Raw genomic sequence first — 18,990 nt, 5'->3', positions numbered from 1 at the left:
CTTGTCAGTGCCAACTGAACGCCGGTTTGTTCAGAGCTGTTTCGCTCGCTGTGGGCGTATTATTGCGTAAAGAGAAAAACGGCAAGAGAGGCGGATGCCACGGAATTAACAAGATGTTGCGCGGATGTTTAAAACTGGGAGGTGGTGAATTTGAAATGGGTATTAATCCACCCATGCTGAATGGGTGGATGTATCAAAGTGTTTCTATCGGTCGGAAAGGGTCTCTGTCGGGATGCTTTCTTTGGGGCCCAAAAACTTGGGTTGTTCATCCAGCAGGTAGATATCAAGCACGGCTTTTACACGCGCCAGTGTTTCCCGTGCACGGATTTTCAGACCAGCCATGCCGCCAGGACTCGGCACTGCAAGGCAGATAGCATCAATGTCGTAGTAGTCTGCAATGAAGAGGGCCCGCTCACAATGAAAAGCCTGGGTTACCAGCGTGAATTCATTGGCGTCGAACACTTTCTTGGCGCGGATGATGGAATCAAGGGTTCGAAAGCCGGCATAGTCGAGGAAAATGCGGTCATCAGGGATCCCTGCTTTCAGCATGTCCCGTTTCATTGTCCACGGCTCGTTATAAGAGCGATGGGCGTTATCGCCACTCAGAAGCAATACATCAACTTTATCTTTCTGATAAAGCGCCTGTGCTGCATCAATTCGGTAGGTATAAAAAGGGTTGAGGGTTTTGCCGATGTATTTACTGGTGCCCAGTACCAGGCCGATATGGCGCGGAGGTATGGCATCTACTGAGTCATAAATACGATCTTTAGCCTGGAACGTTACCCAGAGATCCATGGTTGCAATTGAAGCAACAAACAATATGGCGGCAGAAACAAAAATAATCGTCGCTTTACGCAGAAACATCTCAATCAGAAAGGCAATAAACCAGAGGCAGAAACAGCAGGTTAAACCAAAATGTGTGAAATAACAAAAACAACCTCCGCAATCCCGGGGGATTGCGGAGGGCAGGGCTTAGAATGATGTGCGTTTGTACTGGCGGTATTTCGGTTCCCAGAAGGTATTGTCGATACGCTCAAGCAGAGCATCGTCAGCCAACTCCAGTGCGACACCTTGCTCGATAGCTTTCTTAGCGACAGCCAATGCAATGTGGCGAGATACCGAATGGATCTCTTCCAGTGCAGGCAGCAGTGGGCCACGGCCAAACTTCGCCAGCGGTGAACATTCTGCCAATGCACGGCTTGATTCCATCAGCATTTCATCTGTCACACGTTTAGCTTCGGCAGCCAGGACGCCCAAGCCGATGCCTGGGAAGATATAGCTGTTGTTACACTGTGCAATGTTGAAAGTGCAGCCACCGTCAAGAACAACAGGGTCAAACGGGCTACCCGTCGCCACCAACGCAGCACCATCTGTCCAACGTAAGACGTCAAACGGTGTTGCCTCTACGCGGCTGGTAGGGTTAGACAGCGGGAATACGATTGGACGCTCACAATGCGCGTGCATCGCTTTAATCACTTCCTCACTGAACAGACCCGGCGCACCGGATACGCCGATTAGCACTGTGGGTTTGGCGTTGTTCATCACATCCAGCAGGGAGATGTTTTGGTCAGTCAGCGTCCAGTCTTTAATTGCCGAAGACTTCTGTACCAGTTTTTGCTGGAAGTCGAGCAGGTTTGGCATGGCATCGAGCAGCAAGCCCCAGCGGTCTACCATGAACACACGTTGACGTGCTTCTTTATCGGTAATGCCTTCGGAAACCATTTGCGCGATGATAGCCTCTGCAATACCACAGCCTGCAGAGCCCGCACCTAGGAAAGTGATACGCTGATCAGACAGCTTGGTACCCGCTGCTTTACAGGCTGCAATCAGGGAGCCAACCGTTACGGCAGCTGTACCTTGGATGTCATCGTTGAAACAACATACGCGGTCTTTGTAGCGCTCAAGAATTGGCATCGCGTTCTTCTGCGCGAAATCTTCGAACTGGATCAGTGCATCCGGCCAGCGGCGTTGAACAGCCTGGATGAATTCTTCAATAAAATCGTCGTAATCCTGACCGGTAACGCGTGTATGGCGCCAGCCCATATACATAGGGTCAGACAGACGTTGTGGGTTATTGGTGCCCACATCCAGCACGATTGGCAGAGTGTATGCCGGGCTGATGCCACCACAAGCGGTATAAAGAGAGAGCTTACCGATTGGAATACCCATACCACCGATACCTTGGTCGCCCAGACCCAGAATGCGCTCACCGTCCGTCACAACGATAACTTTTACGTTGTGGCGTGACGCATTGTTCAGCATGTCGTCGATGCGGAAACGGTTCGGGTAGGAGATGAACAGGCCACGGCCACGACGGTAAATTTCGGAGAAGTTTTCACAGGCTGCGCCCACCGTCGGGGTATAGATGATTGGCATCATCTCGGAAATATGGCTGTTGACCAGACGGTAGAACAGGGTTTCGTTGGTATCCTGAATGTTGCGCAAATAAATGTGCTTATCCATGTCGTTTTCAAAACGCTGGAATTGCTTGTAAGCACGCTCTGCCTGCTCTTCAATGCTCTCGATTGCTTCTGGCAATAGACCTTCAAGATTAAAGAACATGCGTTCTTCAACAGAAAACGCGCTGCCTTTGTTCAGGAGTGGAGTTTCGAGCAACGCAGGGCCTGCGTAGGGAATGTAGAGAGGTCGCTTTTGATTATTCATGTATGAAGACAACTCGTTCTTTCAGTAAGAGATTATTTTGCGCGGTAATCGGCAAAGAACAGGACTGAAAGTGTAGAAGGGATGCTTGGGACTATTCAAGCGTATTTTGTTTTAAACACCATAGTTGGCAGCAAACGGTGACGCGGCTCTTACTTGCTGGGTGGATTATTACCCATTCGCGGATTTAAAGGCGCTTTACGGCGAGAATGCGGTACACTTGGCACTGTTATTTGTAACCCTCAAACCAGCTGTATTTTCATGCCTAATTCCACGCCTCTCACTTTGCCGATTGATTCGCTTCAACCTTTGGTGGAGCAAAAACTTCCCGAACGCCACCTCATTGTTCAATCTGACACCGGTACCGGTAAATCGACACGTCTACCTGTTTGGGCGATGAAACTGGGGCGGGTGTTGGTGATTGAACCCCGCAGGGTGGCATGTACCTCTTTGGCGGGATTTGTGGCAGAAACACTCGATTGTCACGTCGGCGAAACCGTAGGGTATGCCATAAAATTCGACCACCGTTTTTCGGAAGCGTCTCGCATTGTGTTTGCTACGCCCGGTGTTGTGTTGCGTTGGTTCAGTGAAGATTGCCTTGCCAATTTTGATGTGGTGATGATTGATGAATTTCATGAGCGCCGCGCTGAAACTGATTTGTTGGCAGCGTTGCTTAAGAAGGTGGATCGGCACCGGTTGATCATTACTTCAGCGACGCTGGATAGCGACAAACTGGCGCACTACTTCGATGCTGACGTGCTCAAAGCGGATGCTGTAAGTTACGGTGTCACTATCTCTCATCATGCTGAAAGTCAGCGAATGCCATCCGGCAAGTATATAGAAACCCGGGTAAAACCCTTGGTGGAGCTGGCCTTAGATCGCGGCGGTGACGTACTGGTGTTTTTGCCCGGTAAAAAGGAAATCAACCAGTGCCAGTCAGCGTTAAAAGAACTGGGCGCAGAAGTCATTCCCCTTCATGCCTCGGTTTCCGACTCTGACCGCCACCGAGCGCTGCATCAATCCGAAAACCAGCGTATCGTCCTGGCCACCAATGTCGCTGAAACGTCGCTGACCATTCCCGGCATTGTTACCGTTATCGATACCGGTATGGAGCGTCGCACCCATCAGCGTAACGGCCGCACAGCGTTGGCTTTACATGCGATTTCTAAAGCCAGTGCTAAACAGCGCGCAGGACGGGCTGGGCGAATCGCTGCGGGCTTTTGTGAGCGCCTTTATGGTGAGCACGCGCCATTGGAAGCGTTTACGCCCCCAGAGTTGGAAAGGGAAGATTTAACCGAAACCATGCTGGCATCGGCCTGTTGTGGTTATGCGTTGACGTCATTGGACTTTCTTACTCCGCTACCTGAAAAGTCATTGAAAGCGGCACAAAACCGTTTGCTGGAAATGAAAGCAATTGATGACACCGGCATTGCGACTGAACACGGGAAATTGCTCTATCCGCTTCCTATCGACAGCCTGTTTGCCCATTTGATTTCTGGAATGGCAGTCAAGGCACACAAAGAGGCGATGGTGGATTTGGCAGCAATTCTGCAAACGCCAATGACAGTTTGGAAGCGCCGGGGCGGGGAGATTGAACTGGATGAATTCAGACAATGGAACCCTAATTTGTGTGACGCTGTCACTTCAATTGCCGTGCTTCGTGGTGAGGCACCGCTAGAATTGCTTACTATTGATGAAATCGCCCTTGATGAAGCCAGAAAGTTGTCGGCTTCAATCCGGGAAGCAATGGCACTCCCGCAATGGGAGGTTGCCAGCCGGTACCAGCGTGAGAGTTTCCTTAAAAATGTTATGCAGGTAGCCCCTGAACTGGTGTTTGTGCGTCGTGAGCGACGCCAACAAGCTTTTGGCAACGGTATCAGTGAAGTTGTATTAAGCCGTGACAGTGATTTTCCGTCGGAGCCACAGGCTGCGATTGTTTTCGACCAGTTCCATCTTGCCGGTCGTGGCGCAAAACAAACAACCTCCTATGCCACGTGTATGGCGCCGGTGCCGTTCAACTGGATGGTTGATAGCGGCTTAGGCGAAGACATTGTTGCTGACTTTGTGAACGACGATGGCGTTGTGCTGGATTGCATCCAACGGGTATATGCCGGAAGGGTGATTGGCGAACATCAAAGTGAGTCCTCGGGTGAGAACCTTATCCGAGCACTGGCAACCCAAATTTTGCTCGGAGAGATTTTGTCTGGCGCAGGCGAGCGTCTTACAAGGGAAATCCGCTACTGGAATCTTTATCAAGCTCTTAAACTGAATAAGGTAGCCGAAATCGTTGATGAGCAGGTGTGGCTTGAGCAAGCACTGCTAGATTTAGGGGTTGAATCCGCAGAAGATCTGGAACTTATCGACGCGGGTGACCTGCAATTCAACGGTATCCCTGCGTGGGAGTTTGACGACTTTGCGGATAAATACCCGCTCGAGGTTAAGTTGCCTGAGTTGCATTTGAACGTGGAATACCAAAAAGGGAAACGAACGGTAGTGGTTCACCATGCAGGCGGGAATCGTAAAGACGGCCCTAAACGCTGGGAGTTGCCTTCTTGGAGTGGTTGGAAAGTGCAATATAGAAAAGCCAGCCGTCTTGTCGACGTGAAATGAAAAAAGGCCGATTTGATCGGCCTTTCTTGATTTCAGTGAGGGTATATACCCCAGCAACCTGATCTTACCGGACGCGACGGTAGTGGTTTTTGATCATGGCACCCAGCAAGACTTCACTGTTTACCAGTTCGTACGCTTGGTGCGCAGGCAAATCGCTGAACAAGCGCGAGCCGCCACCCAGCAATACCGGGATTTGAGTGATGATAAGGTCATCAATCAAATCTTCAGTCAAAAAGCTCTGCACTGTCTTTCCACCATCGATGTAAAGAATTTCAAAACCGCGTTTGTTTAGAGTATTGATAATCTCAGGCAAATCGCCTGACACCAGCTCAGCTTTATCCTGATAGTTTTCAGGAATCTCTGTCAATGTGTTGCTCAACACGAATACAGGCTTGTTGTAAGGCCAGTCGCAGTCAAATCCGCAAACTGTCTCAAACGTTGTTCTGCCCATCACAAGGGCGTCAACACCTGCCATAAACTCAGCCCAGCCGAAATCAGAGTGATCAGGGTTCGGAATGCTGTGCAGCCAATCCAGACCGCCATCTCTGTCAGCAATGTAGCCATCAAGGCTGGTGGCGATATAAACAATATTTTTCATAGCGGTTACCCGGTGTATCAAAAAGAAAAAGCCATTCACTGTGAGGTGAATGGCTTTGTCGTTTCTAACTTACTGATTAGTCGCGGAAGTTAGTGAACTGGAATGGCTGACCCAGGTCTGATTCACGAACCAGTTGCATGACTTCCTGTAGATCATCACGCTTTTTACCGGTTACGCGAACCTGTTCGCCCTGGATTTGAGCCTGCACTTTGATCTTGGCATCTTTGATTTTTTTGATGATTTTCTTAGCAATGTCAGCTTCGATGCCATTTTTAAAATGGACATCGCTGAAGAAGGTTTTGCCTGAGTGAACCATGTCTTTAGGTTCCATTGCACGTGCATCAACGCCGCGCTTGGCGAGGTTGCCACGCAGGATATACATCATCTGGTTAACCTGAAAATCTGACTCAGCAGCGACTTTGACCACTTCTTTGTTCAGTTCGAAACTTGCATCGACGTTACGAAAGTCGAAGCGGGTAGCCAGTTCGCGCTTAGCATTGTCTACCGCGTTTTTCAGTTCAACACTGTCTATTTCAGAAACGATATCAAAAGAAGGCATAGTTAAATCCTGATTAATCTTTATGTGTTTAGTATTGACTGTTACGTTCGGCGACGGCAACTGAAAGCATGTTCAACATGCGAGCCGTGTCGTCCCATCCGAGGCAAGGGTCGGTAATAGACTGACCATACGTCAGACCCGCGATGTTGTCTTTATCCACCGCTTGGTTGCCTTCTTCGATGAAACTTTCCGCCATAATACCTGCAATGTGGGTATCACCTTTCACGATTTGCTGGCAAATATCCTCTGCAACATCGATTTGACGACGATGCTGCTTTTCACAGTTTGCATGGCTGAAATCAACCACCAAACGCGGTGTAAGGTTAAATGCTGAAAGGTTCGCTGCAGCTGCCTCAACATCTTGACGCGCGTAGTTCGGCTGGTGGCCGCCACGCAAAATAACATGGCCGTACGGATTACCGCTGGTGCGGTAAATGGTCATGACACCGTTTTTATCTGGCGAGCAGAAAAGGTGCGAGGTCTGGCTAGAGCGGATCGCATCGATAGCGATTTTGATGTTGCCATCCGTACCGTTTTTAAATCCAACCGGACAAGAGAGCGCAGAGGCCATTTCACGGTGGATTTGTGATTCTGTCGTACGCGCACCAATTGCGCCCCAAGTAACAAGATCGGCGATGTACTGGCCGGTGATCATGTCGAGGAACTCAGTGGCTGTTGGCATGCCAAGCTTGTTGACATTCAGCAGGAACTGGCGCGCTTTAAACAGGCCTTCGCGCAGTTTGCAGCTGCCGTCAAGGTCAGGATCATTGATCATGCCTTTCCAGCCAACAACGGTGCGTGGCTTCTCAAAGTAGGTGCGCATTACGATGTGCAGGGTATCTTTGTGCTCGTCTGCAATCGCTTTCAGGCGCTTTGCATAATCGAGCCCTGCTTCGGTGTCGTGGATAGAGCAGGGACCAACAACCACCAATAGACGGTTGTCACGACCGGTCAGAATGTCTTCTGTAATTTTGCGCGCAACGGCAATGTGCTCAGCAACACTGTCAGTGATCGGTGAAGTATCTTCGACTTCAGCCGGTGTCGGCAGCGTATCAACGGCTAGTGTTCTGAGTTCGTCAGTTTTAATCGGCATGGAAACTGCCATCCTTACTTGTTGCGAAGGCAGTAAGATAGCAAAAAAACAGGGACAGAAAAGCAGGGATGTGATCTTTCAGCGATTTATTCTGCCTATCGCTCTAGATTTCACCACTTACCACCTGGAAATCCCCGCTTTTGTCCTGTCGTTTTAACTGGGATGTAAAACAAAAGCGAAATTCTGATTTTCACTTGTAACACTTCTGCTCTCTGGGTATGTTGATCAGCGGAAGGTCAAAAATCAGGCGCTTGCAAGCTTCTAGACAATTTTTCGCCTTTTCCGCTACGCCGCTTTGAAGGCACGTTTTTCACAAAAGCAGTATTGGTGCGCTATGTCTCAAATGGATTTGACTTATTCTTACGCTTTAAAATCTCCCTCCCAACTGGAAAATGCTGAAAAAGCATTTGGGTTGGTCTGTTTAGGAGAGCTGTTTACCCAGCTTGTCGGTGAACATCCTTCTACGTTGTCTGATGAGCAACAGGCAGTTGAGCAAATGCTCGCGTTTCTGGAACAAAATTATGCAGCGAACCAGAACAGACCGCTTCGCGTGATGCTGAATGATTTAACTTCTCAGGTTTTGGGGTCGCTGAAAAACGCAGATCAGGAGCCGCACGAGTTTAACCCGGCAATGGGGCTTCGCGGAGTTTCCCGTTTTGCCAGTGACATCGGCAAATTCGGCTTTGTCTTTGAATGCAAAGTACTCAAGCAAGCCATTGTTGAAAAGAATTTGCCTGTTGAAATCGTGGTGCCGTTTGTGCGCACCTCCAGCGAAGCTGCGACAATGATTGACTTATTGGCAGAGCAGGGGCTGTGCCGTGGCGCCAATGGATTGAAAGTACTGTTGGCTTGTCAGCTACCGGCAAACGCCATTTTGGCAGATGCGCTGCTGGCCTATTTTGATGGCATGATCATTGATGTTGATAACCTAGCTGCGTTCACGCTTGGTGTCGATTTTGAGGACGCCGCATTGCCTTACACATTCAACAAAGGCAATGAAGCAGTCAGAACCCTGATTTTGGAAACCGTGCGCAAGGTTCAGCTGGCTGAAAAACCGGTTCAGATCCTTGCTCAGGAAACGGACACCGCGATTATTGAGCTGGCAGAAGCCGCCAGTGTAGAGCTGATTTTTCACTGATCCGCAATGCTCGCCACAAGACGCCATGCTAAGCCGTGGCGTTTTTCGTTTCAGGGAGCGAGCAAGAATGAATCAATTGAACGTTTGTCCTTAAATTACTGCAAACTTACCTACGCAAATTTCGTATACTGCGCGGTAGTTAACGTGAAAGAGCAAGACATCAATGATTAAAATCGGTCAAATGAACACGCTTACCGTGGTCAAAGAGGTTGAATTCGGCGTATTCGTCGACGGTGGACGAGAGTATGGCAATATTCTTCTGCCAAAACGCTATGTGCCTAAGGGCACGTCTCTCGGCGACGAAATCAACGTGTTCATCTACTTTGACTCGGAAGACGATGTCATTGCCACTACCGAAAAGCCGCTGGCTCAAGTGGGTCAGTTCGCCAAGCTGCAGTGCGTGAGTGCTAACAGCGTCGGTGCTTTCCTGAACTGGGGGCTGCCAAAAGACCTGCTGGTTCCTTTCAGCGAACAACGTGTTCGCATGCAGGAAGGTAAAAACTATCTGGTTTACCTGTACGTTGACAATGCGTCTGGCCGTATTGTGGGCTCTACCAAGTTCAACAAGTTCCTGGATAAAACACCTGCGCGTTACAAGAAGGGCGACCAGGTGCATGTGACCATCGTTGAAGAAACGGATCTGGGTTACAAGTGTGCTGTTAATGATGCTCACTGGGGCTTGCTGTTCAAATCAGAAATCTTCGGCAAACTGTTTGTCGGTAAGAGCCTGAAAGCCTACATCAAGCAAGTGCGTGAAGATGGCAAGATTGACCTTGCACTGCAAAAGCTGGGCAAAGGTAAAGTAGACGACGTCGCGGATAAAATTATCCGTACACTGGAATTGAAAGGTGGCTTCTTGCCTGTGAATGACAAGAGCAGCCCAGATGCGATTTTCTCTTTGTTCCGCACCAGTAAAGCAACGTTCAAAAAGACCATTGGTGGCCTTTATAAAGAGCGCCGCATCCGCATTGAAAAAGAGGGTATCTACCTCATCAAGTAACATTATCACCAAGTGATAGCGCTTGAATAACACTTAAAAGCCGCGTTTGCGGCTTTTTTTGTGACTATAGAAACGTACGGATCGTCAGACAAAAAGAGCCCGGAACGATTCCTGTTCCGGGCTTAGGGGAATGGCTCGTTAAGAGCCTTGCGCTAACTGGTTTAAATGGAGATTTGTAACACTTCAAAATTTAGTTGGCGCAAGCTCCTCGGCGTGTTTCACCTTTAAGAAATTAACCAATGTCTAATCGACAAACAGGTTTACATCTCTAACCAACTCTCTTGGCAGACCATTTTTGATTCGGTTGCCCACCCATTTACCGATTCCGATAGGTTGGTTGCGGTAAGTAATAATCACTTCACCTGAACCTGAGAGGTTTTGTGGGCGAATATCCCGGCCCATATACCATTCTTTGGCGTCTTCGACTGTCAGGTCGATGCAGTTGTCTTCATTGCCTTTAGCCAGCGCCATGATGGTCTCATGTTGCCAGCGATATCCTTTCTTATGGGTTTCCGCAAGCTTCAGTCCGATGCGGTCAAACTTGATTTCCGGCAAAATAGCTTCGATTGGAGCAGGGAATAGCCATACTTCCTTGTCGCGCAGCCAGATATTGGAATCAGATGGCACGTCTAAGCCCAATGTATCGCGCAGGGCTTGTTTCGCTGCATCAGAATCTTTCGCGTTGGCTTTTTGGAATGGGAACTTGCGCGGGCGTTTTTTCACCATTTCGCTGTCTACGGCTTCAGTTTTGCGAAGCCTTGCTACGAAGAAACCTTCACTGTCGAAAATCTGTGGGAAGACGTGCAGGAAACCATCTTCTGTGCAGGCTTTGTCCGCACCCTCAAACAAACCATTCAGCGGTTCAAAAGCCACAGCATCGCCAAATGTCTCTTTCAGGTAGTGACAAATATCCTGATTTTCGTCGTGGTTCAGTGTACAGGTTGAATACACCATCACGCCGCCTGGTTTCAATGCGTGAAACGCGCTGGTGATCAAATCGCGCTGGGTGTCGGCAATCTCTTTGACGGACTCCAGGCTCCAGTTGCTGAAAGCATCGGCATCTTTGCGGATTGTGCCTTCGCCTGAGCAAGGGGCATCCAAAAGAATGGCATCAAAGGTTTCGGGTAGCCAGCCACCGAATACACGGCCGTCGTAGTTAGTCAGCGCTGAGTTGGTCACGCCGCAACGCAACAGGTTTGCGTGAAGCACCTTAACGCGGCTGGCAGAATATTCATTGGCAACGAGCAGGCCTGAATTGCCAAGTGCAGCAGCGATTTGGGTTGTTTTGGAGCCCGGCGCAGCAGCCATATCCAGCACACGTTCAAATTCCGGTGCGTTTTCAAACAGGGCGGTAACAGGCAGCATTGAGCTGGCTTCCTGAATGTAAAAAAGCCCCGCCATATGTTCAGCCGTGTTACCCAAAGGCACGATTTCTTCGTTATAGTCGTCAATCCAAAAGCCGGTGTCGCACCATGGAACCGGTGTTAGCTTCCAACCCTTCTCAGCGGCGCGTTCAAGGAAGGCTTCAACGGATATCTTCAGTGTGTTCACACGCAGGCTACGGCGCAAAGGGCGCTTACAAGCCTCAATAAAATCCGTCATGGAAAGATGGGAAGGCAGGATCTGTTCGATTTGTTGAAGGAACAAGTCCGGGATCTTGATATTTGGATGCACCTGAACGCACTCTTGCTGGTGTTAACGGAAGTGCGAAGTGTAAAAGGAAAGGGCTGGTGACGCCAGCAAACGGAAGCCGGATGGATAAAAAAGGCGCATCGGTATAAGCCGCTGCGCCTTTTTTGCTGCACTAATGCATTAGAACGATGGAATTGCCGTTCTCCAGGTCGTCCATTGCTCCTGAGGGGCGTTATGCAAGAGGAAGTGCTGGTCGCTGCGAGCTGGTTTTGCCAGGCTTTCACCCGGTGGTGTCGCAAACGAAATGCCGCCTTTTAGGATGCTTTCCAAGGTACCACTCTGGATCTTCGCACCTGTAATGCCAATTGAGACATCTACGCCGGACTGGTTCCAGAACACGGTGTTGTTTCGCACCAGATGTTTATAGTCATCGCTGATCTTCACTTCGATAAGCACGCGATCAGCAAAGCGTCCCAGACTGACATCGGTCACTGAACCGACTTCGAAGTCGCGGAATAGGATAGGGGTGCCAACACTGACCGAACCACGGGACTCGCTTTCAAGCACCAGGGTCAGGCCGCCTGAATATTCTGCCGACTTGTGCAGATGGAACTCCTGACGTTTTGCTCCTTTGCCGGGTACAACACTGATATAAGAGCCGAACAGGGAGTCCAGGTTCTCAGTTTTCGTCAGGCTGAGCGAAGGCTGGGCAACCCAAAAATAGCTGGTTGCTTTAGCTAGTTGGTCAGCAAATTCAGGGTAGATAATTGCTTTGATGGTAACGCCATCACGTTTGAATGCTGGGGACAACGCTGTCACTTCGCCCACATTCACGCCCTGAAAGCGGATGCCACTGCCGACTGTGAGGCCGCTTGCATCGTCCGCAGTAAAGGTTAGCGGGACACCGGCATTCTGCGCTTCAGCGAGGCTGTCGTAGAGTTTCCAGTCGCTGCCTTCGCGGTTTTCAATACCTTTGATGTCGCCAAATGAGATGCCGCCAGCAATGATGGACTTCATTGAGCCGGTATCGATAACCACACCGCTCAGGCTCGCTTTAATATCAATACCCGATTGGTTCCAGAATACCGTTGAAGGTGTTACAAGGTGCTGGTAACGGTTTTCTACTTGAACCGTGACTTCCACTTTTCCTTTTGACAGCTCGAAGCTTTCTACTTTACCTACGGTGAAGTTTTTATACATCACAGGGCTACCTTCAGAGACAGAAGGCAGCTTCTTCGCCACAAGCACATATCGCTTGAAGCCGACGGTTGCATTTTCTGCGTTACGCGCCTGAATTTCAGATTTGAACAGCGGGTAGGTTGGCAATACTTTGCTCTGGCCTTCACTGCTGAAGCTGATTGCCGGTTCTATCATTTGCGCAACAGCGGGTACGCTGAATTCAACGCCTTCAGCGCTGATTTGCCCAGACACACCACCAAGGGCAAAGAAGCGTGAATCGCTTTTCACCAGATGCTTGTAGTCAGGGTAAATCACCAGCTTCATGGTCACGCCATTCGCATCCAGGTTGGTTTCTGTCAGCACGCCAACCTGAACGCCGCGATAAAGGACTTTGGTACCAGCTTTAAAGCCCCAGGTCGAATCGGCCGTCAGCGTTACCGGGAGAGATTCAGGGTTCTGTGCCATCAACTCGCTGGTGGTGGTTGCTTCAAATTGTCGCGTTTCGTCGCCTTTACCCGGCACGATTGATAGGGTGTTCCCGGTAATGACGTTGCTTAGGCGTTTAACACCGCTGAGCGAGATTTCCGGTTGCTCAATAACGAACTCGCTGCCTGATGTCAGCATCCATGCCATGGATGGGTTGATGTTTGCACTGGCCACCGTTGCGGTGAAATCGCTGTTGAAGTGAATACCGTTCAACTGACCAATCTCGAGCCCTTGGTACATGATAGGTGCATGAGGGTTGGTGATACCGTGATTGGCAGGTAAATCCAGGGTTATCGCGATGCCACGGTCGGTGTCATTAATTGAAGGGTAGAGGTCAAACTCTTCCAGTGGCTTCGCAGGTTCTGCATCTTTTGGGGAGTCAAAAGCAATACCGCCGGCGATAACTGAGGCAAGATTTTCGATGTTTACATCCACACCCGAAAGGCCAATTTCTGCCTTCACACCGCTGACATTCCAGAATTTAGTGGTTTGTTTAACCAAACCTGCATGTTCTTTTTTGATGTTCAGTGACAGTGTCACAGCGTTGTTGTCTGCAGTCAGGCGGTAGTCTACGACTTCACCTACGCGGATCTTCTTAAAGTAAACGCCCGAACCGACACTTAAAGAACCCAAATCGGGTGATTTCAGCTGAATCGCCAATCCTTCATTGCCAAATGCATTTACGGGCGGCTCATCCGCTGCGATGAAAGTGGTTCTCGGGTCTCCGCTACCGGGTTGTACGGCGATGTAGTTACCGGAGACCAGCGCATCCAGACCGCTGATACCTGTAATAGACGCGCGGGGGCGTACCACCCAGAACTCCGTGTTCTGGCGAAGAATTTTAGTCGCTTCCGGATAGATTTCTGCCTGCGCGGAAATGCTCTTTAGGTCATCAGACAGAGTCACCTTACGGATAATCCCAACTTCCAGGCCTTGGTAGCGGATTGTGGTTCGTCCGGCTTCAATGCCTTGCGCATCGGTAAAATAGATTTCGATGCGCTCGCCAGCCTCGTTAACAGACTTGTACAACAGCCATCCTGCCAGTACGAAAGCCAGAAGGGTGAATATCCACAGCGGAGAAAGGCTTTTGTCCTTTTTCATCACTGGGTCTTTGATTTTAGGGTCTTCAACGTTGCTCATGCTTATCCCAAATAAGTCGAGAGTCCAGGCTTTCGGCGGCGATCATGGTTAATACCACGACCAGTCCAAACGCAATAGCGCCGGGGCCAGGCGTAAAATCCAGTAGGTTTCCGCGGTCAATCAATGAAACCATGATGGCGATAACACAGAGATCCATCATTGACCATTTACCAATCCACTGTACAAAACGGTAGATTTTCATGCGCTGTGCTCTGCCACTGTCGACCTTAAATTGAATGCAAATCAGGATGTATCCAAGGAAGACAATTTTAGCCACGGGCACAATGATACTGGCGGTGAAAATGATAATGGCAATGCCATACATGCCTTGCTTTATAAGGCTGGCAACGCCGGAAAAAATGGTGTCCTCAAAGCGCTTTCCATTACTGAGAAGGATGGATATCGGGTACAGGTTGGCGGGAAACACAAAAACAGTGGCCGCGATAAGCGATGCCCAAGTTTTCTGGATGCTTTGGTAAATCCGCTTTTCCAGCTTTGCCCCGCAGCGATGGCAGTGATGGTTTTCACTGTTCTGGGTTAAACCACAGTGCTTACAACTGATGACGGCATCGTCTACCTCAGCAGCACCGGAAGAGAGTTTTACATCCTCTGATGAGTCACTGAAGGCATCCCAGTACTTCTTCGGGGACACTCGCGACAGCAACACAGCAATCAACACCTGCAATACCACAAAACTGAACAGACCAGATCCAACAGAGAGTTCAGCAATTTCGGTTACCTTGAATCCTGCTACCGCTAGGCTGACCAAAAACACGTCGATCATTACCCAATGCCTGAGAAACTTCATTGCGTAAGTCACGTAATAAAGAGAGCGGGCATGATGGAAGTGCAGGGCAAGATTAGCCAGTAGAATGCTCAGCAAATATGCAAATGGCGCGATAGCGGTAGAGAAGATAACCAGTGCACCGACAAACGGAAAGCTGTCTAGCAAGATAACGGCACCACTGGTGACACTGGTAGAAAGCGGTACGCCAAACAAATCAATGGTGACCAGCGGGAGAAGTTGCGCGGGAAAGAACAAAATGAAAGCGGCGATAGCAATCGCCAGTTCACCCGAAAGGCTCAGGGTTGAGTTTTTAACGACACGGGAGCCGCAATCTGGGCAGCGGGCACTGAAGCCCTTGGCGACAGGCACTTTGTGCAGCAGCAAATCGCAAGATGCACAACGTAAAACGTGCATAGCAGATTAACCTCCCTCAGTGGTTACATATCAACCGAAGTGCGACGCGCGCGCGAAGCCGCACCTAGTTATAACGTAAGTCATTGCGTTATTCGTTGCTAAAAAACCGTTCCGTGGAAGATTGCTTCCGGCTATTTGAACCGAAGCCTGAAAATTTGCCTACGCTCAATGTGGGCAAAATGCATCTTAATCAATCTCTTAGTCCAGAGCACGTGATTTCTTGTTGAATGTATCGGTTAACGGCTCAGGGATTCGCCAAGAAGGTTTTGTTATCTACTTCTTGAGGTTGAAACATATAAAAAGTGTCATCAAGATGCTTCATGATTGAATCATGCTCTAATTAGACCTATGGTATCCGCTCGAAGTAACGGAAGAAGTTATTCCATGGAAAGCAAAGACAAATTTTACTCTCTACTTACCCAGCAGGCTGTTGCATTAGTCAGCGGCGAACCTAACTTAATTGCCAATCTGGCCAATATCAGCGCGCTACTTTTTCAGGAACTGGAAGATATTAACTGGGCTGGTTTTTACCTGGACGATGGCAATGAGTTGGTCCTTGGCCCATTTCAGGGTAAACCTGCCTGTGTGAGAATACCTTACCAACGTGGTGTGTGTGGCAGTGCATTCAGCCATAACCGTGTAGAGCGGGTAGAAGACGTACACGAATTTGAAGGGCATATCGCTTGTGATGCAGCAAGCAACTCCGAAATAGTTTTACCTTTACATGTAGAGGGAAAACTTGTGGGTGTGTTGGATATAGATTCGCCTAAAAAAGCAAGATTTGATAAAGATGATGAAACCGGGCTCACTTTATTGGTCAGTGAATTGCAAAAACACCTCTAAATTTAAGCTTCTCTGTGGTTTTTCATGCACAGGTATCTATAATACGCAGCACTAAATTTGTTAACTCGTACACACTCTCTATTGTCGCAGTCGCGCAAAGAGACAGGAAGAAAGATGGAAAACACTGAAAAACTGGCCAACAGCAAGCAAGTCATCGCCTATATCGCTGAACGTTTCCCTAAATGTTTCACCTTGGAAGGTGAAGCCCGTCCACTGAAAATTGGCATTTTCCAAGACTTGGCAGAACGCCTTGCTGATGATCCAAAGGTCAGTAAGACTCAACTTCGTGCGGCACTTCGCCAATACACCTCTTCCTGGCGTTACCTGTACGGCGTAAAAGCCGGTGCAGTACGTGTGGACCTGGATGGCAACGATTGTGGCGAGCTTGAGCAAGAGCATGTTGATCACGCTCAAGCATCACTGGCAGAAAGCAAAGCGCGCGCTGCTGAGCGTCGCAAAGAGCAAGCTGCGAAAAACGGTGATAAAAAAGCAAACACCAAAGAAAAAAGAGCGCCAAAATCAAATAAATCAACAGGTAACCCAGCAAAATCTCGACCAGCTAAGGCAAAAAATACTAAGCTAGAGAAGAAGCCTGCGGAACCACGTCGCGAACTGAAGGCTGAAGACATTGTCGTAGGTAAGGACGTCAACGTTAACATGGGTAACGGCAACATGCCGGCAACCATTGTAGAACTCAACAAGGACGAGGTACGCGTTCGTTTAAGCAATGGCCTGACCATGCTGGTAAAAGCGGAGCACCTCAGTTCGTAAAGGAGATCCCTCGGCGCATGATCTGTCGAATCCGCTTATCTGTGATTGCTGCCAGCATTGTGCTGGCAGCGTCCGCTCAAGCCCTTGAGGCTAATTATACGACTGCTGACCTGCCTACTTTGGTTTCTGAACCACAGCATAAAACTGCCAGCAAGCGCATTACCCGTCGTTTTGAAAAGTCGCATTACAAGCAATTCCAGCTCAATGATGATTTCTCATCCAATGTGTTTGACCGCTACCTAGAAACGCTCGATTACAACCGTCTTTTCCTGACTCAGGAAGAGGTTGATAAACTGGCGAAATGGCGTTTCAGCATTGATGAGCAGCTTCGTGACGGTGATACCGCCGCGGCTTACGACATCTTCAACGAAACGCTCAAACAACGTTTCAATCGCTATCAATACGCGCTCAAGTTACTCGACAAGGAAATTACCTTCGACACTGACGAAGAGATGATCATTGATCGCAGTGAAGAGCCGTGGGCGAAGAATGATGCAGAGCTTGATGAGCTTTGGCGTCAACGTGTTAAAAATGACGCGCTGAATCTGAAGCTTGCAGGAAAAACCTGGCCGGAAATTCAGGAAACCCTGTCCAAGCGCTACAACAATGCATTGAAGCGATTGACGCAGACCAAAAGCGAAGATGTGTTTCAGGTTTACCTGAATGCTTTCTCCCGTGAAATTGATCCGCACACCAGTTATCTCTCTCCACGCAACGCCGAGCAATTCCAGTCAGAGATGAACCTTTCTCTGGAAGGTATTGGCGCAGTGTTGCAGGTTGAAGATGATTTCACCGTGATCCGTTCACTGGTGGCAGGTGGCCCGGCATCCAATTCGAAGAAACTCTCTCCGGGTGACCGCATTATCGGTGTTGGCCAGGAAGACAAGCCTGTCGTGGATGTGATTGGCTGGCGACTGGATGACGTGGTTCAACTGATTAAAGGGCCAAAAGGAAGCAAGGTTCTGCTACAGATCTTGCCGGATGGCGCGAACACTAAGAGTTACACTGTCACTCTTGTTCGTGAAAAAATCCGCCTTGAAGACCGTGCAGTGAAGTCGGAAGTGATTGAGCAGGGCAATAAGAAAGTGGGTGTGATTTCTGTACCTAGTTTCTACGTTGGCCTGGCTGAAGACACTAAGAAAGAAATCGAAAAACTCAAAGGCGACAAAGTCAGCGGTGTTGTGATTGATCTTCGCAATAACGGTGGCGGTGCATTGAGTGAAGCGTCTGCGTTGACAGGATTGTTTATCAACAGTGGTCCTGTTGTGCAGGTTCGTGATAGCTATGGTCGCGTCAAAGTGAACAGCGACAGCGACAATATGGTTTATTACGATGGTCCGTTGACTGTGTTGATCAACCGTTACTCAGCATCAGCTTCAGAGATTTTCGCTGCTGCACTGCAAGATTATGGCCGTGCAGTGATCTTGGGTGAACAATCGTTTGGTAAGGGGACAGTGCAACAACACCGTTCTCTGAACCATATTTACGACTTGTTTGATAAGCCGCTTGGTCACGTTCAGTACACCATCCAGAAGTTTTACCGCATTGACGGTGGAAGTACTCAACACATGGGTGTGGTACCAGACATTCCATTCCCAACTGCGGTTGACCCGGAAGAAACCGGTGAAAGCGTAGAAGACAACGCACTCCCATGGGACAGCATCAATCCTGCTGCTTATGAGGAAGTGAGCGCGTTGGCGAAGCTGGTGCCAAACCTGGATAAGGCGCATCAAGTGCGTATTAAGTCTGACGAGGAGTTCGGTTTTATCTTAGCTGATATTGCACAATACAAAGCCATTAAAGATAAAAATACGATTTCCTTGAGCGAAAAAGCGCGTATCGCCCAGCAAGAAAAAGAAGACAAACAGCGTCTTGAACGTTTGAATGAACGTCAAACGATGATGGGTAAGAAACCTTTTGCTTCGCTGGATGATGTACCAAGTGATTACGAAGAACCGGATGCTTACCTTGATGAAGCTGCGGCAATCACTTTGGACCTTGCCAAGAAAGTAAATAGTTGATAGTTCTACCAATAATAGCGAAAGCGGGCAAATTGCCCGCTTTTTTCTTTTCTTTACC

14 protein-coding genes are annotated in these 18,990 nt (G+C 49.1%); 6 read left to right on the top strand and 8 right to left on the bottom strand.

The features are described 5' to 3' along the window. Positions 1-204: 204 nt before the first annotated feature. Both KU854_RS03065 and KU854_RS03060 read right to left on the bottom strand, forming a co-directional pair. On the bottom strand, positions 205-864 hold the full coding sequence (locus KU854_RS03065; protein WP_218357014.1) for a SanA/YdcF family protein: 660 nt from the start codon (positions 862-864) through the stop codon (positions 205-207). A gap of 108 nt (positions 865-972) precedes the next feature. Next, positions 973-2,664 (bottom strand): NAD-dependent malic enzyme, encoded by a 1,692-nt coding sequence (locus tag KU854_RS03060; RefSeq protein ID WP_218357013.1) that lies wholly within the window; start codon positions 2,662-2,664, stop codon positions 973-975. A 258-nt stretch (positions 2,665-2,922) separates the two neighbouring features. Between KU854_RS03060 and KU854_RS03055 the strand changes: the two genes are divergently transcribed. Beyond that, positions 2,923-5,271 carry a helicase-related protein gene (locus tag KU854_RS03055; protein WP_218357012.1) on the top strand — a complete coding sequence of 783 codons (2,349 nt, stop codon included), beginning with the start codon at positions 2,923-2,925 and terminating at the stop codon, positions 5,269-5,271. 64 nt (positions 5,272-5,335) lie between these two features. On the opposite strand, the gene KU854_RS03050 is transcribed toward KU854_RS03055, so the two are convergent. The 3 genes from KU854_RS03050 to KU854_RS03040 all read right to left on the bottom strand — a co-directional run bounded on the left by KU854_RS03050 (position 5,336) and on the right by KU854_RS03040 (position 7,521). Then, positions 5,336-5,869 carry a dihydrofolate reductase family protein gene (locus KU854_RS03050; RefSeq protein ID WP_218357011.1) on the bottom strand — a complete coding sequence of 178 codons (534 nt, stop codon included), beginning with the start codon at positions 5,867-5,869 and terminating at the stop codon, positions 5,336-5,338. A gap of 76 nt (positions 5,870-5,945) precedes the next feature. After that, entirely contained in the window at positions 5,946-6,428 is a 483-nt protein-coding gene (locus KU854_RS03045) for a YajQ family cyclic di-GMP-binding protein (protein ID WP_218357010.1), read from the bottom strand. Between the two features lie 28 nt (positions 6,429-6,456). Continuing rightward, complete coding sequence (locus KU854_RS03040; RefSeq protein ID WP_218357009.1) at positions 6,457-7,521, bottom strand: 3-deoxy-7-phosphoheptulonate synthase; 1,065 nt, start codon at positions 7,519-7,521, stop codon at positions 6,457-6,459. A 343-nt stretch (positions 7,522-7,864) separates the two neighbouring features. Between KU854_RS03040 and KU854_RS03035 the strand changes: the two genes are divergently transcribed. Beyond that, complete coding sequence (locus KU854_RS03035) at positions 7,865-8,659, top strand: putative PEP-binding protein (RefSeq protein ID WP_255555375.1); 795 nt, start codon at positions 7,865-7,867, stop codon at positions 8,657-8,659. Positions 8,660-8,822: 163 nt separating this feature from the next. Continuing rightward, on the top strand, positions 8,823-9,659 hold the full coding sequence (locus KU854_RS03030; protein ID WP_218357007.1) for a CvfB family protein: 837 nt from the start codon (positions 8,823-8,825) through the stop codon (positions 9,657-9,659). Positions 9,660-9,902: 243 nt separating this feature from the next. Here KU854_RS03030 and rsmF read toward each other — a convergent pair whose 3' ends face one another. The 3 genes from rsmF to KU854_RS03015 form a co-directional block, all read right to left on the bottom strand. Further along, complete coding sequence (gene rsmF / locus KU854_RS03025; protein ID WP_218357006.1) at positions 9,903-11,333, bottom strand: 16S rRNA (cytosine(1407)-C(5))-methyltransferase RsmF; 1,431 nt, start codon at positions 11,331-11,333, stop codon at positions 9,903-9,905. 138 nt (positions 11,334-11,471) lie between these two features. Continuing rightward, entirely contained in the window at positions 11,472-14,096 is a 2,625-nt protein-coding gene (locus KU854_RS03020; RefSeq protein WP_218357005.1) for a PqiB family protein, read from the bottom strand. Then, positions 14,083-15,297: a PqiA/YebS family transporter subunit gene (locus KU854_RS03015; RefSeq protein ID WP_218357004.1), complete on the bottom strand. Its 1,215-nt coding sequence runs from the start codon at positions 15,295-15,297 to the stop codon at positions 14,083-14,085. Before KU854_RS03015 ends, KU854_RS03020 begins: the two co-directional genes overlap by 14 nt. A 384-nt stretch (positions 15,298-15,681) precedes the next feature. Between KU854_RS03015 and KU854_RS03010 the strand changes: the two genes are divergently transcribed. From KU854_RS03010 to prc, 3 genes are all read left to right on the top strand, one after another. Then, complete coding sequence (locus KU854_RS03010) at positions 15,682-16,140, top strand: GAF domain-containing protein (RefSeq protein ID WP_218357003.1); 459 nt, start codon at positions 15,682-15,684, stop codon at positions 16,138-16,140. A gap of 114 nt (positions 16,141-16,254) precedes the next feature. After that, positions 16,255-16,911 (top strand): RNA chaperone ProQ, encoded by a 657-nt coding sequence (gene proQ, locus KU854_RS03005; protein WP_218357002.1) that lies wholly within the window; start codon positions 16,255-16,257, stop codon positions 16,909-16,911. Positions 16,912-16,928: 17 nt separating this feature from the next. Further along, on the top strand, positions 16,929-18,932 hold the full coding sequence (prc, locus tag KU854_RS03000) for a carboxy terminal-processing peptidase (protein WP_218357001.1): 2,004 nt from the start codon (positions 16,929-16,931) through the stop codon (positions 18,930-18,932). Positions 18,933-18,990 lie beyond the last annotated feature (58 nt).

The organism is Enterovibrio paralichthyis, assembly GCF_019209835.1.
In the GTDB taxonomy this organism is placed as follows: Bacteria; Pseudomonadota; Gammaproteobacteria; order Enterobacterales; family Vibrionaceae; genus Enterovibrio; species Enterovibrio paralichthyis.
This window is presented reverse-complemented; position numbering and strand designations above follow the sequence as displayed.

Excerpts from the sequence above, each read along its gene's own strand:
- KU854_RS03065 (WP_218357014.1), bottom strand. The coding sequence starts at position 864 with ATGTTTCTGCGTAAAGCGACGATTATTTTTGTTTCTGCCGCCATATTG.
- KU854_RS03060 (WP_218357013.1), bottom strand. The coding sequence starts at position 2,664 with ATGAATAATCAAAAGCGACCTCTCTACATTCCCTACGCAGGCCCTGCG.
- KU854_RS03055 (WP_218357012.1), top strand. The coding sequence starts at position 2,923 with ATGCCTAATTCCACGCCTCTCACTTTGCCGATTGATTCGCTTCAACCT.
- KU854_RS03050 (WP_218357011.1), bottom strand. The coding sequence starts at position 5,869 with ATGAAAAATATTGTTTATATCGCCACCAGCCTTGATGGCTACATTGCT.
- KU854_RS03045 (WP_218357010.1), bottom strand. The coding sequence starts at position 6,428 with ATGCCTTCTTTTGATATCGTTTCTGAAATAGACAGTGTTGAACTGAAA.
- KU854_RS03040 (WP_218357009.1), bottom strand. The coding sequence starts at position 7,521 with ATGCCGATTAAAACTGACGAACTCAGAACACTAGCCGTTGATACGCTG.
- KU854_RS03035 (WP_255555375.1), top strand. The coding sequence starts at position 7,865 with ATGGATTTGACTTATTCTTACGCTTTAAAATCTCCCTCCCAACTGGAA.
- KU854_RS03030 (WP_218357007.1), top strand. The coding sequence starts at position 8,823 with ATGATTAAAATCGGTCAAATGAACACGCTTACCGTGGTCAAAGAGGTT.
- KU854_RS03020 (WP_218357005.1), bottom strand. The coding sequence starts at position 14,096 with ATGAGCAACGTTGAAGACCCTAAAATCAAAGACCCAGTGATGAAAAAG.
- KU854_RS03015 (WP_218357004.1), bottom strand. The coding sequence starts at position 15,297 with ATGCACGTTTTACGTTGTGCATCTTGCGATTTGCTGCTGCACAAAGTG.
- KU854_RS03010 (WP_218357003.1), top strand. The coding sequence starts at position 15,682 with ATGGAAAGCAAAGACAAATTTTACTCTCTACTTACCCAGCAGGCTGTT.
- proQ (WP_218357002.1), top strand. The coding sequence starts at position 16,255 with ATGGAAAACACTGAAAAACTGGCCAACAGCAAGCAAGTCATCGCCTAT.
- prc (WP_218357001.1), top strand. The coding sequence starts at position 16,929 with ATGATCTGTCGAATCCGCTTATCTGTGATTGCTGCCAGCATTGTGCTG.